General features: G+C 71.1%; 11 protein-coding genes. 7 read left to right on the top strand and 4 right to left on the bottom strand.

Features of this window, described 5'->3' with window-relative positions; translation table 11 throughout:
- Window positions 1-338: 338 nt before the first annotated feature.
- A complete protein-coding gene (locus ACZ51I_RS10675) occupies window positions 339-2,702 on the top strand; it encodes a non-reducing end alpha-L-arabinofuranosidase family hydrolase (protein WP_468873645.1) in 2,364 nt (787 codons plus the stop codon).
- A 41-nt stretch (window positions 2,703-2,743) separates the two neighbouring features.
- Window positions 2,744-5,371 carry an RICIN domain-containing protein gene (locus ACZ51I_RS10670; protein WP_468873643.1) on the top strand — a complete coding sequence of 876 codons (2,628 nt, stop codon included), beginning with the start codon at window positions 2,744-2,746 and terminating at the stop codon, window positions 5,369-5,371.
- A gap of 167 nt (window positions 5,372-5,538) precedes the next feature.
- On the opposite strand, the gene ACZ51I_RS10665 is transcribed toward ACZ51I_RS10670, so the two are convergent.
- On the bottom strand, window positions 5,539-6,552 hold the full coding sequence (locus ACZ51I_RS10665) for a LacI family DNA-binding transcriptional regulator (RefSeq protein ID WP_468873641.1): 1,014 nt from the start codon (window positions 6,550-6,552) through the stop codon (window positions 5,539-5,541).
- Between the two features lie 296 nt (window positions 6,553-6,848).
- Between ACZ51I_RS10665 and ACZ51I_RS10660 the strand changes: the two genes are divergently transcribed.
- Both ACZ51I_RS10660 and ACZ51I_RS10655 read left to right on the top strand, forming a co-directional pair.
- Window positions 6,849-7,814, top strand: coding sequence for a glycoside hydrolase family 6 protein (locus ACZ51I_RS10660; protein WP_468873638.1), 966 nt, complete (start codon window positions 6,849-6,851; stop codon window positions 7,812-7,814).
- Window positions 7,815-8,044: 230 nt separating this feature from the next.
- A complete protein-coding gene (locus ACZ51I_RS10655; RefSeq protein ID WP_468873635.1) occupies window positions 8,045-8,341 on the top strand; it encodes a hypothetical protein in 297 nt (98 codons plus the stop codon).
- Window positions 8,342-8,436: 95 nt separating this feature from the next.
- Here the strand turns inward: ACZ51I_RS10655 and ACZ51I_RS10650 are convergent, their stop codons facing one another.
- Entirely contained in the window at window positions 8,437-9,543 is a 1,107-nt protein-coding gene (locus tag ACZ51I_RS10650) for a magnesium and cobalt transport protein CorA (RefSeq protein WP_468873633.1), read from the bottom strand.
- Window positions 9,544-9,745: 202 nt separating this feature from the next.
- Between ACZ51I_RS10650 and ACZ51I_RS10645 the strand changes: the two genes are divergently transcribed.
- A complete protein-coding gene (locus tag ACZ51I_RS10645) occupies window positions 9,746-10,858 on the top strand; it encodes a winged helix DNA-binding domain-containing protein (protein WP_468873631.1) in 1,113 nt (370 codons plus the stop codon).
- Window positions 10,859-10,928: 70 nt separating this feature from the next.
- Here the strand turns inward: ACZ51I_RS10645 and ACZ51I_RS10640 are convergent, their stop codons facing one another.
- On the bottom strand, window positions 10,929-11,753 hold the full coding sequence (locus tag ACZ51I_RS10640) for a helix-turn-helix transcriptional regulator (protein WP_468873629.1): 825 nt from the start codon (window positions 11,751-11,753) through the stop codon (window positions 10,929-10,931).
- Window positions 11,754-11,844: 91 nt separating this feature from the next.
- Between ACZ51I_RS10640 and ACZ51I_RS10635 the strand changes: the two genes are divergently transcribed.
- Together ACZ51I_RS10635 and ACZ51I_RS10630 are read left to right on the top strand one after the other, a co-directional pair.
- Window positions 11,845-13,530: an AMP-binding protein gene (locus tag ACZ51I_RS10635; RefSeq protein WP_468873627.1), complete on the top strand. Its 1,686-nt coding sequence runs from the start codon at window positions 11,845-11,847 to the stop codon at window positions 13,528-13,530.
- Window positions 13,527-15,113: an AMP-binding protein gene (locus ACZ51I_RS10630; protein ID WP_468873625.1), complete on the top strand. Its 1,587-nt coding sequence runs from the start codon at window positions 13,527-13,529 to the stop codon at window positions 15,111-15,113. The genes ACZ51I_RS10635 and ACZ51I_RS10630 overlap by 4 nt, the downstream gene beginning before the upstream one ends.
- Here the strand turns inward: ACZ51I_RS10630 and ACZ51I_RS10625 are convergent.
- Window positions 15,110-15,625 carry a GNAT family N-acetyltransferase gene (locus tag ACZ51I_RS10625; protein WP_468873623.1) on the bottom strand — a complete coding sequence of 172 codons (516 nt, stop codon included), beginning with the start codon at window positions 15,623-15,625 and terminating at the stop codon, window positions 15,110-15,112. The two genes, ACZ51I_RS10630 and ACZ51I_RS10625, sit on opposite strands and share 4 nt — an antisense overlap.
- Between the last annotated feature and the right edge of the window lie 7 nt (window positions 15,626-15,632).

The following is a 15,632-nucleotide window of genomic DNA, read 5'->3' as shown; positions in this document are numbered from 1 at the left end:
AACGCTTTCCGACCGAGAGATGCATCACCGAGCAATCCTCCGGACGGCGCGACTTTTCCGTTACGGGACCGCGAGTCCGCAAGCCTCCACTTCAGGGGTGGCCTTCCCGCCGCTCGGCTCGTCGCGCTGGAGCGGCGGGTTTCCCGGCCTCCCCCCTGGACCTGTCCCCCGAAGAAAGTCAGTCCCATGCCACGACACACCGACGAACCCGAGGCGACCGGTGCGCGGGAACGCCCACGCCTCCGGCACCGCGCCCGCCTCGCGGCAGATCAGGCCGCCCTGGCCGACGCCCGCACGATCACGGCACCCGGAATGACCCGCAACCCCCGAGGAGAATCATGAAGGGCCTGCACCGGCTCCGCCGACGTCGCTGGACACTGTTGACAGGAGTGTCGGCCACGGCGCTGGTTGCCGGCGTCGTGACGTTCCTCCCCAGCTCCGCCGGGGCCGCGGGCCTGGGTACCCAGGCGGCCTCCTCGGGCAGGTACTTCGGCACCGCCGTAGCCTCCGGCAGGCTCGGTGACCCGACGTACACCGCGATCGCGGACCGGGAGTTCAACATGATCACCCCGGAGAACGAGATGAAGTGGGACGCCGTCGAACCGTCCCGCGGCAACTTCCGGTTCGGTCCCGCGGACCGGATCGTCGACCGCGCCCTGGCACGCGGTCAGCGCCTGCGCGGCCACACCACGGTCTGGCACTCGCAACTCCCCTCCTGGGTCAGCGCCATCCGTGACCCGGGCACGCTGCGCAGCGTGATGAACCACCACATCACGACCGAGATGACCCACTACAAGGGCAGGATCTACGCCTGGGACGTCGTCAACGAGGCCTTCGCCGACGGGGGCTCGGGCAGACTCCGCGACTCGGTCTTCCAGAAAGTCCTCGGCAACACCTTCGTCGAGGAAGCGTTCCGCACCGCCCGGGCTGCCGACTCCTCGTCCAAGCTCTGCTACAACGACTACAACATCGAGAACTGGACGGACGCCAAGACCCAGGGCGTCTACCGCATGGTCAAGGACTTCAAGTCCCGAGGCGTGCCCATCGACTGTGTCGGCTTCCAGAGCCACTTCGGGGCGGGCGGCCCGCCGACGAGCTTCAGGACCACCCTGGCCAGTTTCGCCGCCCTCGGCGTCGACGTCCAGATCACCGAGCTCGACATCGCCCAGGCGTCACCCAGCCACTACGCGAACACCGTCAACGCGTGCTTGTCCGTGGCACGGTGCACCGGCGTCACGGTGTGGGGCGTCCGTGACAGCGACTCCTGGCGCAGCGGCGAGAATCCACTGCTGTTCGACGACAACGGCAAGCCCAAGCCGGCGTACACCGCCGTCATGCGTGCGTTCAACTCCGGCTCAGGTACCCCGCCGGTCACCCCGGCCGGCAGTACGGGGGAGATCAAGGGTGTGGCCTCCGGCCGCTGTATCGACATCCCCGGCTCCGCCACGGCCAACGGTGCCCAGGCCCAACTGGGGGAGTGCGGCGGACAGACCGGCCAGCGCTGGACCTACACCGCCGCCAAGCAGCTGATGGTCCACGGGAACAAGTGCCTGGACGCCAAGGACAAGGGCATCACCAACGGCACACCGGTGGTCGTCTGGGACTGCAACGGCGGCGCCAACCAGCAGTGGAACATCAACACCGACGGCACGATCACCGGCGTCCAGTCCGGTCTGTGCCTCGACGCCATCGGCGCGGCCACAGCGAACGGCACCAGGATCCAGTTGTACACCTGCGCTTCCGTCGGCAACCAGAAGTGGACCGCCCCGTCCGGGGCGGGCAGCGGTACGTGTGCTCTCCCGTCGACGTACAAGTGGAGTTCGACCGGCCCCCTCGCGCAGCCGTCGAACGGGTGGGCCGCGCTGAAGGACTTCACCCATGTGACGTACAACGGCAAGCACCTGGTCTACGCGTCGAGCGCGTCGGGAACCTCCTACGGCTCGATGGCGTTCAGCCCCTTCACGAACTGGTCGGACATGGCGGCGGCCGGGCAGACGAGGATGAACCAGAACGCGGTGGCGCCCACGCTGTTCTACTTCGCGCCGAAGAAGCTCTGGGTGCTGGCGTACCAGTGGGGGGCAGCGCCCTTCAGCTACCGCACGTCGAGCGACCCCACCAATCCCCACGGCTGGTCCGCGCCGCAGCCGCTGTTCACCGGCAGCATCCCCCGCACCGACTCCTCCACCGGCCCGATCGACCAGGCACTGATCGCCGACGACCGGAACATGTACCTCTTCTTCGCCGGTGACAACGGCAGGATCTACCGGGCGAGCATGCCGATCGGGAACTTCCCCGGCAGCTTCGGCTCGTCGTACACGACGGTCATGAGCGACACGGCGAAGAACCTGTTCGAGGCGCCGCAGGTCTACAAGGTCCAGGGCCGGAACCAGTACCTCATGATCGTCGAAGCCCGGGGTGCGAGTGAGCAGCGCTACTTCCGCTCCTTCACGGCCTCCAGCCTGAGCGGTTCGTGGACCCCGCAGGCCGCCGGCGAGAGCAACCCCTTCGCGGGCAAGGCCAACAGCGGTGCCACCTGGACCAACGACATCAGCCACGGTGATCTGGTCCGCACCAACCCCGACCAGACCATGACCATCGACCCCTGCAACCTGCAGTTCCTCTACCAGGGCAAGTCCCCGCAGGCGGGCGGACCCTACGACCGGCTTCCGTACCGCCCGGGTGTCCTCACCCTGCAGCGCTGAGCTGCCCGATTTACGGTTACACACAAGGAGAAACACCCCCCATGAACAACCCCACGAACGGCGCGCGCCGCGGACGTCACCGCCGTCGCAGGACCGCCACCGCCCTGCTGCTCGGTGTGCCCGCCACCGTCGTGCCGTACCTGCTGTTCGTGCAGGACGACTCGCAGGCCGCGACGGTCGACGGCAGTGCCTACTACCGGCTGGTCTCCGTACGCAGCGGCAAGGCGCTGGACGTCAACGCCTTCTCCACCGCCGATGGCACGCGCATCCAGCAGTGGACCGACCAGAACACCGCCAACCAGCAGTGGAAGCTGAGGCCCACCGGCAACGGCTCCTACGAGCTGGTGAACCGCAACAGCGGCAAAGTGCTGGGCATAGCCGGCGGTTCGACCGCCCGGTCGGCCGCCGCCGAGCAGCAGACCGACAACTCGTCGCCCTCCCAGGAGTGGCGGATCGACACGGTGAGCGGCACCGATGCCGTCACCTTCACCTCCCGCGCCAGCGGCCTGGTCCTGGATGTCTCCGGAGGCTCCACGGCCCAGGGCGCGGCGATCATTCAGTATCCGGGCACGGGCAGCACCAACCAGCAGTGGAAACTCGTGAAGGTGGACGCCGCACCGTCGACCGCGGCCGGCCCGTACACATGGCGGAACGCCCGGGTGGTCGGCGGCGGATACGTCACCGGCCTGGTGTTCAACCCGCGCGAGAAGGGCCTGCTGTACGCCCGTACCGACATGGGTGGCGCCTACCGCTGGGACACCGGTGCTGAGCAGTGGATCCCACTGACCGACTGGCTCGGCGAGAAGGACTGGAACCTGCTCGGCATCGACGCGCTGGCCACCGACTCCGCCGACCCCAACCGGCTCTACCTCGCGGCGGGCACCTACACCAACGACTGGGCCGGCAACGGCGCGATCCTGCGCTCCACCGACCGGGGCCGCACCTTCCAGCGCACTGACCTGCCGTTCAAGCTGGGCGGCAACGAGGACGGCCGCGGGGCCGGCGAACGGCTCGTGATCGACCCCTCGGACAACCGCACCCTGCTGCTCGGCACCCGCACGAACGGCCTGTGGCGCAGCACGGACAGCGGTGCGACGTGGCGGCAGGTCTCCTCGTTCCCCGTCAAGGACGGGGCGAGCAGCGGGGCGGGCGTCTCCTTCGTGACGTACAGCCCGGCCGGCGACCGGACGATCTACGTCGGCGTCGCGGACAAGTCCACCTCCCTGTACCGCTCCACCGACGGCGGCAGCACCTGGCAGGCCGTCTCCGGGCAGCCCGCGGGCCAACTGCCGCAGCACGGCGTGGTCTCCGGTGACGGCTCGCTGTACCTGACGTACACCAACGCCCTCGGGCCCAACGGCGTGACGGCGGGCTCGGTGTGGAAGTACACGCCGCAGGGAGGGACGTGGAAGAACGTCTCCCCCTCGCAGGGCGGCTACGGGTTCTCCGGCCTGGCCGTCGACCCGCGCAAGCCGTCCACGGTGATGGTCACCACCCTCGACCGCTGGTGGCCCGAGGACGAGATCTACCGCACCACCGACGGCGGCACGACCTGGAAGGCGCTGTCGGGCAGGTCGGTACGGGACGCCTCGGCCGCTCCGTACATCGGCACCCACACCGGGCACTGGATGACGGCCCTGGCCATCGACCCCTTCGCCTCCGGTCATGTGCTGTACGGCACCGGCAACGGCATCTGGCGCAGCAAGGACGCCGACGCCACCGACAGTGGCGGCACCAGCCACTGGACCGCGGGCGCGGGCGGTCTTGAGGAGACCGCGCTGATGGACGCGATCGCCCCGCCCGGCGGTGCCACCGTCGTCACCGCCATGGGTGACCAAGGCGGTTTCCGCCACGAGGACCTGACCAAGGTGCCCGCCGGGCGGCTGAGCAACCCGACGATGTCCAACAGCACCGACATCGATTTCGCCCAGTCCGACCCCTCGGTGATGGTGCGTGTCGGCCGTGGTGGCGCGCAGGACGGTGCCTACTCCACCGACGGCGGCGTCAGCTGGCACGGCTTCGGGGCGGAGCCGGTGGCGGGCGCCCAGGACGGTCGCGTCGCGCTCTCGGCGGACGGCTCCGCCATCGTCTGGACCCAGGCCGGCCAGGCCCCGTACCGTTCAGTCGACAAGGGGGCGAGCTGGTCGAAGGTCAGCGGCCTGGGCACCGGTGCCGTGGTCGTCGCCGACCGGTCCTCGGCCAGGACGTTCTACTCGCTGGCCGGCGGCACGCTCCACGCCAGCACCGACGGCGGAGCGACCTTCACCACCCGGGCCACCGGGCTCCCCACCGACGGCCGTCTGACGGCCGTCCCCGGCCTCGCGGGGGACCTGTGGATTTCCGGCGGCGGCCAAGGGTTGCTGCACTCCACCGACGGCGGCCGCACCTTCACCCGGCTCACCACGGTGAAGTCCGCCTCCGCCCTCGGCTTCGGAAAGGCCGCCCCCGGCGCCACCTACCAGGCCCTTTACCTGATCGGCACCGTCAAGGACGTCACCGGAGTCTTCCGCTCCACCGACAAGGGAGCCACCTGGCTCCGCGTCAACGACGACGCCCACCAGTGGGGCAGCATCGGCGGCGTCGGCGTCATCACCGGTGACCCCGACACCTTCGGCCGCGTGTATGTCGGCACCAACGGACGCGGCCTCCAGTACGGCGACCCGTCCTGACCCCGACGTTGGAGCGGACGCACGTCCGACGTACGAGCTGACGCCCTGCCAGTAGCGGAAGGCCGCCCTCTTGACCGGTGCGACATACCGGTGGGACGGCGGCTTTCCGAAGGACCCGGTGAGGGAGTGAGGGGGCCTCGCCGCAGGGGGGCGGCGAGGTCGGCTCGTCAGGCGCTGGCGCGGGTGACCAGGCGCGTGGGGAGGATCAGAGGGGTGGGATCCTGGCCGTCGATGAGCGCGACGAGCATCCGCGCCATCTCCCGGCCGAGACCCTCTATGGGCTGGTGCACCGTGGTGAGCGGCGGATCGGCGATGCGGGACACGGCCAAGTCGTCGAAGCCGATCACGGCGACGTCAGAGGGGACCAGGCGGCCGGCCTCGCGCAGCGTGCGCAGCGCCCCGGCCCCCATGTTGTCACTGGCGGCGAACACCCCGTTCAGGTCGGGATGGTTCGCGAGGAGCGCGGCCATGGCAGCGGCCCCGCTGGGCTCGGTGAAGTCGCCGCCCTCCGCGAGGTGCGGTTCCAGCCCCGCCGCCAGCATGGCGTCCTGGTAGCCGCGGTACCGGGCTCGCCCGACCTCGGTGTCCAGGCGCCCGCAGATCGTGGCCACCCTGGTCCGGCCTGCCGCGATCAGGTACTCGGTCGCCGCGCGCGCTCCGCCGGCGTTGTCGACGTCCACGTACCACCGGGGGGTCATGCCGACCGGTCGCCCGCCGAACACGACGGGCAGCTCCGCCTCCTCGGCCATGCGGGACAGCGGGTCGTCCTCGCGCAGCGCCATCAGCATCACACCGTCGGCGCCCCTGGACCTCAGGAGCCGCTCGACGCGCCTGCGCCCCCGGTCGGAGGCGGCCAGGCAGAGCATGAGGTGCAGATCGGCGTCCTCCAGGGCGGCCGAGGCCCCCACGATCACCTGGGCGAAGAACGGATCCGCGAAGATCGAGGGGTCCTCCCCCGAGACGACGAGAGCGGCCGCGCCGGTCTGACGTGTTGCCAGCGCGCGGGCGGTCGGATTGGGTACGTAACCGAGCTGACGGACGGCCCGTTCGACCGCCTCGCGCTTGGCACGGCTGACGTGCGGGGCGTTGTTGAGCGCACGGGAGGCCACCGACCGTGAGACACCCGCCAGTTCGGCCACCTCGTCGAGTGTCGACAGCCGGTGTGAAGCGCCTTCGGTCATGATCCGCCTCTCCTGTCCCCTCCGGAACACGTGGAAGACTGGGAGCGCTTCCAGTTTCTGACTGTAAGGCCTTCCCCCAGTCATGTGAAGTGCCGCTCACGCAGGCCCACTTGACAGGTTGCACAGGGCGTCACACGATACCGGCCACACCCCAAGGCTCCGAAGGCCATGCTGGGATCGCTTCCAGTGGGAGCGCTTCCACGCCCAGGGGTGCCGTACCACCGCACTTCCTCAGTGCGCCGCCCGCTCGGGACGAGAGCGTGCGGCGCTCCCTCGTCAGGAATCGAGGTACCGCCATGCGCCGCAGCATCCGTGCCCTCGCGGCAGCCGTCATCGCGCTGCCGTTGGCCCTCATCGTCGCGCCCTCCGCCCACGCGGCGGACCCGACCACCATGACCAGCGGGTTCTACGTGGACCCGAGCTCCAGCGCGAAGCAATGGGTCGCCGCCCACCCCGGTGACGGCCGGACGCCCGCGATCAACGCGTCCCTCGCCAACACGCCCATGGCCCGCTGGTTCGGCGCCTGGAGCAGCACCATCGGCACCGCGACGGGCGCGTACGCGGGAGCGGCCGACCAGGCGGACAAACTCCCTCTCCTGGTGGCGTACAACATCCCTCTCCGTGACTCCTGCGGCGGGCACTCCGGCGGCGGCGCCGCCACCCCGTCCGCCTACGCGACCTGGATCGCCCAGTTCGCCGGCGGGATCGCCAACCGCCCGGCCGTCGTCCTCCTCGAACCGGACTCCCTCGCGGACTACGGGTGCCTGACTCAGGCCCAGATCCGCGAACGCCAGGGCATGCTCGGCACAGCCCTCGCCGAGTTCAACCGCCAGGCCCCGAACACCTGGGTCTACCTGGACGCCGGCAACCCCGGCTGGATAGGCGCGGCGGCAATGGCCCAGCGCCTCCACGAAGCCGGCCTGCGCCAGGCCCACGGCTTCTCGCTCAACATCTCGAACTTCTACACCACCGCCCAGAACACCGCCTACGGCAACGCCGTCAACAGCGAACTGTCCGCCCGCTATGGCTACACCAAGCCGTTCGTCGTCGACACCAGCCGCAACGGCAACGGCGCCAACGGCGAGTGGTGCAACCCGGCCGGCCGTCGCATCGGCACGCCCACCCGGATGGGCGGCGGCGCCGAGATGCTGCTGTGGATCAAGGCCCCGGGCGAGTCCGACGGCAACTGCGGCGTCGGAGCCGGTTCCACGGCCGGCCAGTTCCTCCCCGAGGTCGCGTACAAGATGATCTACGGCTACTGACCTTCCGGCTCCTGTGGCTCGGTGTCCGCCGCCCTGCGACCGGGCCACAGGGCCTGCTCGTCCCCACCACCCCTCGACCAGGAGCCTTCATGAAGTCTCAGTGACGGCTTCGCGCTCAACGTGTCCAACAATCACCCCACCGACCACAACGCGCGCTACGGCACCTGGATAGCCAAGTGCATGTGGTTCGCCACCGAAGGGCCCGAGCACGCCCGCGGCCGCACGGATTGGTGCGCCGGCCAGTACTACTCGCCCGCCGCGCCCAACGACGGCGCCCCCGGCAACGCGGTCGACTCCGCCGACCCCGCCACCTGGCGCTGGACCGACGCCTGGTTCGATCAGAGCGTGGGCACCCCTACCTGTGGGTCAAGATCCCCGGCGAGTCCGACGGCAGCTGCACCCGCAACACCGGCGGCACGATCGACCCCGAGTACGGCATCGTCGATCCCCCCGCGGGCACCTGGTGGCCGGACCAGGCCCACACCCTCGCCCGCAACGCGGCACCGCCGCTGACCTACAACCGCTGATCTCCACCCCCTCCGCGCCCGGCCCCGGGAGGCCACTCCCCGCGGCCGGGCTTCCCCCCAGGGACTCCCCAGCGCCCCGTACGGCTGTGTGCCGCCTACAGCCAGTCCCGTCGCTTGAAAACCATGTACAGACTGATGCATACCGCCCCCATCAGGCCGATGGCGAAGGGGTATCCGAAGGTCCAGTGCAGCTCCGGCATGGAGTCGAAGTTCATGCCGTAAATCGTTCCCACGAGTGTGGGAGCAAAGAGGATGGCGGCCCAGGCCGAGATCCGCTTGATCTCCTCGTTCTGTTCGAAGCCGGCTTCCGCCAAGGCGCGCATCTCGGCGTTCTGTTGCTGGGTGACCAGGGTCGCGTTGACCGTGAGGATCTCCGTCAGGGCCTGGCGGAAGCCGTCGACGCGTTCGCTGGTGTGGGTGACGTGGTCGGCGACGTCGCGGAGGTAGCGCTGGAGTTCCTCGTCGGTGCCGTACTTGGCGAAGCCGGCCATCAGGGCGTGGAGCATGCCCACCAGGGGGCGGGTCGCGCGCTGGAACTCGACCATTTCGCGGGAGAGTTCGTAGATGCGGCGGGAGACCGCCGGGTCGCCGCCGAAGACCTCCGTCTCGATCTCGTCGATGTCGTTCTGGACGCCCGCCACCACGGGGGCGTAGCCGTCGACCACCGCGTCGAGGATCGCGTACAGGACCGCTTCGGGACCCAGGGCAAGGAGGCCCGGGTTCTCCTCCATCCGGCGGCGGACGGCCGAGAGGTCGGGGGCGGCGCCGTGCCGGACCGTGATGAGGAAATCCGGGCCCACGAAGATGTGGAGCTCGCCGAAGTCGACCTCCTCCTGGGCGTCGAGGTAGCGGGCGGCGCGCAGGACGACGAAGAGCGTGTCGCCGTACCGCTCCAGCTTGGGGCGTTGGTGGGCCTCCATCGCGTCCTCGACGGCCAGCTCGTGCAGGTCGAACTCGGCAGCCAGGGAGTGGAGTTCCTCCTCGGTGGGGCGCTGGAGGCCGATCCAGGCCATGCCGTCGGGGTGTTCGCGCAGCTGGCGGAAGGTGTCGGCGAGCGTGGTGGGGGAGGAGACCCGGCGGCCGTCGCGGTAGAGCGCCGACCGCACCACGCTCGGCTCCGCGGAGGGCGGCCCCGCGGACGAGGCGGCGGGCGGCGGCTCGGGCCGGCGGCGCCAAGCGGCGTGCGGTCGGCGGTCGGACATCGTCGTGGACCTCCACCTCGGCGTGCGGGTCGGGGGATCGGCGGGTCTGGGGCCTGCGAATCCGCGGGTGCGCGGGTCTGCGGGTCTGTGAGTCCGGAGCAGGATATATGGGGTGAATCCCTCCCGTCCGCATCCCGTCCCGGGCTCGCCGGTTCGGCGTTGAGGACGGCAGCTGTCCGCAAGCCTCGGTAGCGTGCTGAGCATGGCCCCCAAGACGACCCAGCCCGTGCTCGGCCCCCGCGCGCTGAACCGCGCCACTCTCGAACGGCAGCTGCTCCTGCGTCCCGCGCCGCTCGGCGTCGAGGAGGCCGTCGCCCACCTCGTCGGGCTCCAGGCCCAGAACACCAAGCCCCCGTACTACGCGCTCGCCGCCCGCCTCGACGGGTTCCGGCCCGAGGACCTGTCCGCCCTGATGGAGTCCCGGCGGGTGGCCCGGATCGTCTCGCTCCGCTCCACCGTCCACACCCACACCGCCCGCGACGCCGTCGGCCTGCGCCGGCTCGTGCAGGCCGGGGCCATCGACCGGGAGCTGAAGATGTTCCGCAAGGGACTCGACGGCGTCGACCTCGACCGGCTCACCGCCCTGGCGACCGCGTACGTCGAGGAGCGGCCCCGCACCCCCAAGGAGCTGCGGGAGCACCTGCTGCGGGAGTGGCCGGAGGCCGACCCGCAGGCGCTCTCCATCGCCGCCCGCTGCCTGCTCCTGATGGTGCAGGTCACCCCGCGCGGCCTCTGGCGGCGCAGCGGGCAGGTCGCCCTCACCACCGTCCGCACGTGGTTCGACGGGCCCGCGGACGTAGCCGCCGACCTCGACGAGACCGTGCTGCGCTATCTCGGCGCCTTCGGCCCCGCCTCCGTCAAGGACATGCAGCTCTGGTGCGGGCTCACGCGCCTCCGCCCGGCGTTCGAGCGGCTGCGGCCGGAGCTCCTGGTCTTCCGGGACGAGCGGGGCACCGAGCTCTTCGACCTCCCCGACGCGCCCCGCCCCGACGAGGACACCCCCGCCCCGCCCCGCTTCCTCCCCGAGTTCGACAACCTGCTCCTCTCACACGCCGACCGCACCCGCGTCGTCCCCGCCGAGCACCGCTCCCGCACCTGGACCGGCAACCAGGCCCACCGCACGTTCCTCGTCGACGGCTTCCTCGCCGGGATCTGGCACCTCGACGAGGCGAAGGACAGCACCACGCTCACCATCGAACCCTTCGCGCCCCTGCCGCGCGCGACGCGCACCGCGCTCACCGCCGAGGCCGAGCGGACCCTCCGGCTCATGACACCTCCCGGCACCCTGTACGACGTCGCGTACGCGGGGAAGTGACCAGCGGCGGCACGAGGTTCGAGGCCGGTGGGGTGACGCCACGGCGGTGGCCGGCCCGGCCCCCGGCCGGCTACGGCAGAGCCCCCGCCCTCCGGGCCGCCACCACCGCCTCCAGGCGGGTGTGCGCGCCCAGTTTGCGCATCGCCGAGCGGAGGTAGCCCTTCACCGTCTCCGGGCGGAGGCCCAGGCGCTCCGCCGCCGTCGCGTTCGTCGCGCCGGAGGCGACCGCCGCGAGGACGTCCGTCTCGCGGGGGGTGAGGGCCACCCCCGGGAGCCGCGCGGGAGCGGTAGCGGCCGTCTCCAGCCGGCCGCACACCGCGAGGAGGCGCGCCCGCAGCTCCGGATCGCCGGCCTTCGGCGCGAGCTCGCGCAGCTCCCCGTACGCCCGGCGGACCTCCTCCCAGGACGGTCCCGGCGGCGCGGGCGCCGGCAGTCGCCGCACCTCGTCCCGTACCGCGAGGGCCTGCTCCACGTCGCGGGCCGCCGCCATCGCCGCGTCGAAGACCCGCTCGCCGATCGGGAGGGACTCGCGCAGCGCCCCGTACAGCACCCCGCGCACCTTGCGCCGTACGACGACGGGGACGGCGATCACCGCGCGCAGCCCCTCCGCCGAGACCGGGCCGTCGTACTCGTGGGTGATGTGCCGCGACGCCGGATAGTCCGTGACCGCGCACGGCCGGGAGAGGGCCAGGCACTTGCCCCCCAGGCCGGAGCCCGCCGAGATCGCCAGACCGCGCAGCGCGGGCGTCACGGCCCCGCTCAGCTCGGCGATCCGCAGCGTGCGCCCCGCGGCCCCCTCCTGGAGCAGCCCGCCGAAGACGACGGGCAGTCCGCTGGCGCGTCTCAGCCGCGACAGCGCCGTCCGCAACTCCGCCGCTTCCGTCATCTCGGGCACGGAACCACTCCTTCACCCCCGAACGGGGGTAGTGAGACCTGGGTCACCGATTACACGATGTCCGGGACAGGTCCCGCAATGAGGAGGACACATGACGCCCACGAGCGCGACCAGCGCGACGGAGAGCTTCCGGGCCGCCCGGGACTTCCTGCTGCAGCATCGCGAGGACTACGAGACGGCCTACGAGGGCTTCGCCTGGCCCCGGCCCGACCGTTTCAACTGGGCGCTCGAATGGTTCGACGTCATCGCACGGGACAACGACCGCACCGCCCTCCACATCGTCGAGGAGGACGCCTCCGAGACGCGGGTGAGCTTCGCCGAGATGTCCGCCCGCTCGAACCGGGTCGCCAACTGGCTCCGGGCCCAGGGCGTACGCGCCGGCGACCGGATCATCCTGATGCTCGGCAACCAGGTCGAGCTGTGGGAGACCGTGCTCGCCGCGATGAAGCTGCGCGCCGTCCTCATCCCCGCCACCCCGCTCCTCGGCCCCGCCGACCTGCGCGACCGCGTCGACCGGGGCCGCGCCCGGCACGTCATCGCGCGCGCCGAGGACACCGCCAAGTTCGACGACGTCCCCGGGGACTACACCCGGATCGCGGTCGGCGGCGACGGGGTGCGCTGGCTGGGGTACGAGCTCGCCGCCCAGGAGTCGGACGTCTTCGAGCCCGACGGAGTCACCCTCGCCGACGCCACGCTGATGCTGTACTTCACCTCCGGCACGACCGCCCGCCCCAAACTGGTCGAGCACACCCACGTCACGTACCCCGTCGGCCACCTCTCGACGATGTACTGGATCGGCCTCAAGCCCGGCGACGTGCACCTCAACATCTCGTCGCCGGGATGGGCGAAGCACGCCTGGTCCAACCTCTTCGCCCCGTGGAACGCGGAGGCGACCGTCTTCATCCACAACTACACCCGCTTCGACCCGGCGCGCCTCATGGACGAGATGGAGCGCAACGGCGTCACCGGTTTCTGCGCCCCGCCGACCGTGTGGCGGATGCTGGTCCAGGCCGACCTGAGCCGGCTGAAGACCCCGCCGCGCGAGGTCGTCGCCGCCGGCGAACCGCTCAACCCCGAGGTCATCGAGTCGGTGCGGCGCGCCTGGGGCGTCACCATCCGGGACGGCTTCGGCCAGACCGAGACGGCCGTCCAGGTGTCCAACAGCCCCGGCCAGCGGCTCAAGGAGGGCTCCATGGGACGCCCGAGCCCCGGCTTCCGCGTCACCCTCGTCGACCCGGTGAGCGGCCGGCCGGACGTCGAGGAGGGAGAGATCTGCCTCGACCTCTCCGCCCACCCGGTGGGCCTGATGACCGGCTACCACGGCGACCCGGAGCGCACGGCGGAGGCGATGGCGGACGGCTACTACCGCACCGGCGACATCGGCTCCCGGGACGCGGACGGCTACATCACGTACATCGGGCGGGCCGACGACGTCTTCAAGGCCTCCGACTACAAGATCAGCCCCTTCGAGCTGGAGAGCGCGCTCCTGGAGCACGAGGCCGTCGCCGAGGCGGCCGTCGTCCCCGCCCCCGACCCGCTGCGGCTCGCCGTCCCCAAGGCCTACGTCGTCCTCGCGGCCGGCTGGGAGCCGGGCGAGGAGACCGCGAAGGCCCTGTTCGCCCACTCGCGTGCGGTCCTCGCCCCGTACAAGCGCGTCCGGCGCATCGAGTTCGCCGACCTGCCCAAGACCGTCTCCGGCAAGATCCGGCGCGTCGAACTGCGCCGACTCACGGCGGAGGGCGGCGGTACGGAGTACGTGGAAGGGGACCTCGTATGAGCCTCTCGTACGCGCACGGGGTGTCCGAGACGCCGCTCCTCGGCGACACCATCGGCGCCGACCTCGACCGGGCCGTCGCCGCCTGGCCCGACCGCGAGGCCCTCGTCGACGTCCCCACCGGACGCCGCTGGACGTACGCGCAGTTCGGCGCGGACGTCGACCGGCTGGCCGGCTCCCTGCTCGGCAGCGGGGTCCGCAAGGGAGACCGGGTCGGCATCTGGGCGGTCAACTGCGCCGAGTGGGTGCTCGTCCAGTACGCGACCGCCCGCATCGGCGCGATCATGGTCAACATCAACCCGGCCTACCGCGCCCACGAGCTGGCGTACGTCCTCGAGCAGGCCGGGATCTCCCTGCTCTTCGCCTCGCTCGCCCACAAGACCAGCGACTACCGCGCCATGGTCGAGCAAGTGCGCGGCGACTGCCCGGAGTTGCGTGAGGCCGTCTACTTCGGCGACCCCACCTGGGACGCGCTGCTCGCCCGGACGCCCGGGGAGCTGCGTCCCGAGCCGCTCTCCTGCGACGAACCCGTCAACATCCAGTACACCTCGGGGACGACGGGCTTCCCGAAGGGCGCCACGCTCTCCCACCACAACATCCTCAACAACGGTTACTTCGTGGGCGAGATGATCGCCTACAGTGAGCAGGACCGCATCTGCATCCCCGTCCCCTTCTACCACTGCTTCGGCATGGTCATGGGCAACCTCGCGGCCACCTCGCACGGCGCCTGCATGGTGATCCCGGCCGCCTCCTTCGACCCCGCCGCAACCCTCCGGGCGGTCCAGGAAGAGCGCTGCACCTCGCTGTACGGGGTGCCGACGATGTTCATCGCCGAGCTCAACCTCCCCGACTTCGCCACGTACGACCTCTCCCCCCTCCGCACCGGGATCATGGCGGGCTCGCCGTGCCCGGTCGAGGTGATGAAGCGGGTCGTCGCCGAGATGAACATGGCGGAGGTGTCGATCTGTTACGGCATGACCGAGACCTCGCCCGTCTCCACCCAGACCCGCCGCGACGACGACCTGGACCGCCGCACCGGCACCGTCGGGCGGGTCATGCCGCACGTCGAGGTCAAGGTCGTCGACCCGGCGACCGGACTCACCGTCGAGCGGGGCACGGCGGGGGAGTTGTGCACCCGCGGCTACAGCGTGATGCTCGGCTACTGGGAAGAGCCGGACAAGACCGCCGAGGCGATCGACACCGGCCGCTGGATGCACACCGGTGACCTCGCCGTCATGCGGGACGACGGATACGTGCAGATCGTCGGCCGCATCAAGGACATGATCATCCGGGGCGGGGAGAACGTGTACCCCCGCGAGATCGAGGAGTTCCTCTACCGGCACCCCAAGATCGCGGACGTCCAGGTCGTCGGCGTCCCCGACGAGCGGTACGGCGAGGAGATCCTCGCCTGCGTGATCCCGCGCGACCCCGCCGCCCCGCCCACCCTCGACGAGATCACCGCCTTCTGCCGGGACCGGCTCGCCCACTACAAGATCCCGCGCAGGGTGGAGATCCTCGCGGAGTTCCCGATGACGGTGAGCGGGAAGGTACGGAAGGTGGAACTGCGGCAGAAGTACGGTTCCTAGCTCACTTCCCGGCGCATGCAGACGCGCGGCCAGAGCGCGAGGCCGTGGGCCGCCTCGGCGCGGCTGATGGCCCGCAGTCCCTCCGTGAGCGCCGGATCGGAGTCGGTGAGCGGGCGGAAGCCGAGCCGCGTGTAGTACGGGGCGTTCCACGGCACCTCGGTGAAGGTCGTCAGGGTCAGCGCCGCCAGGCCCTGCTCCCTGGCGGCCCCCGCCAGGTGCTCGATCAGCGCCCGGCCGACGCCCCGGCGGGCGGCGTCCGGGTGCACGGACACCTGCTCGATGTGGGCGGCGCCGTCGACGGTGTCGGCGAGCAGGTACGCGACCGGGCGGTCGGCGGCGTCCACCGCCACCCAGGCCCGGCCCGCCCTGCGGTAGGTCTCCAGGACGTCCAGGGGCAGCGGCTCGTCGTCGGCGATCGCCGCCATGCCGAGGGCGCGGAACGGCTCGCCCGCCGCCCGTTCGATGTCCTGGAGCAGCGGGAGTTCGGCCGCAGCGGCCGCTCTGATGCGCATACGACAG

The sequence above is a fragment of the Streptomyces sp. NPDC034084 genome, assembly GCF_055575535.1.
The sequence above is the reverse complement of the archived record's forward strand: the minus strand, read 5'-3'. Positions and strand labels throughout refer to the sequence as shown.

Coding starts and splice junctions, on each gene's coding strand:
- ACZ51I_RS10675 (WP_468873645.1), top strand. CDS start 339: ATGAAGGGCCTGCACCGGCTCCGCCGACGTCGCTGGACACTGTTGACA.
- ACZ51I_RS10670 (WP_468873643.1), top strand. CDS start 2,744: ATGAACAACCCCACGAACGGCGCGCGCCGCGGACGTCACCGCCGTCGC.
- ACZ51I_RS10665 (WP_468873641.1), bottom strand. CDS start 6,552: ATGACCGAAGGCGCTTCACACCGGCTGTCGACACTCGACGAGGTGGCC.
- ACZ51I_RS10660 (WP_468873638.1), top strand. CDS start 6,849: ATGCGCCGCAGCATCCGTGCCCTCGCGGCAGCCGTCATCGCGCTGCCG.
- ACZ51I_RS10650 (WP_468873633.1), bottom strand. CDS start 9,543: ATGTCCGACCGCCGACCGCACGCCGCTTGGCGCCGCCGGCCCGAGCCG.
- ACZ51I_RS10645 (WP_468873631.1), top strand. CDS start 9,746: ATGGCCCCCAAGACGACCCAGCCCGTGCTCGGCCCCCGCGCGCTGAAC.
- ACZ51I_RS10635 (WP_468873627.1), top strand. CDS start 11,845: ATGACGCCCACGAGCGCGACCAGCGCGACGGAGAGCTTCCGGGCCGCC.
- ACZ51I_RS10630 (WP_468873625.1), top strand. CDS start 13,527: ATGAGCCTCTCGTACGCGCACGGGGTGTCCGAGACGCCGCTCCTCGGC.
- ACZ51I_RS10625 (WP_468873623.1), bottom strand. CDS start 15,625: ATGCGCATCAGAGCGGCCGCTGCGGCCGAACTCCCGCTGCTCCAGGAC.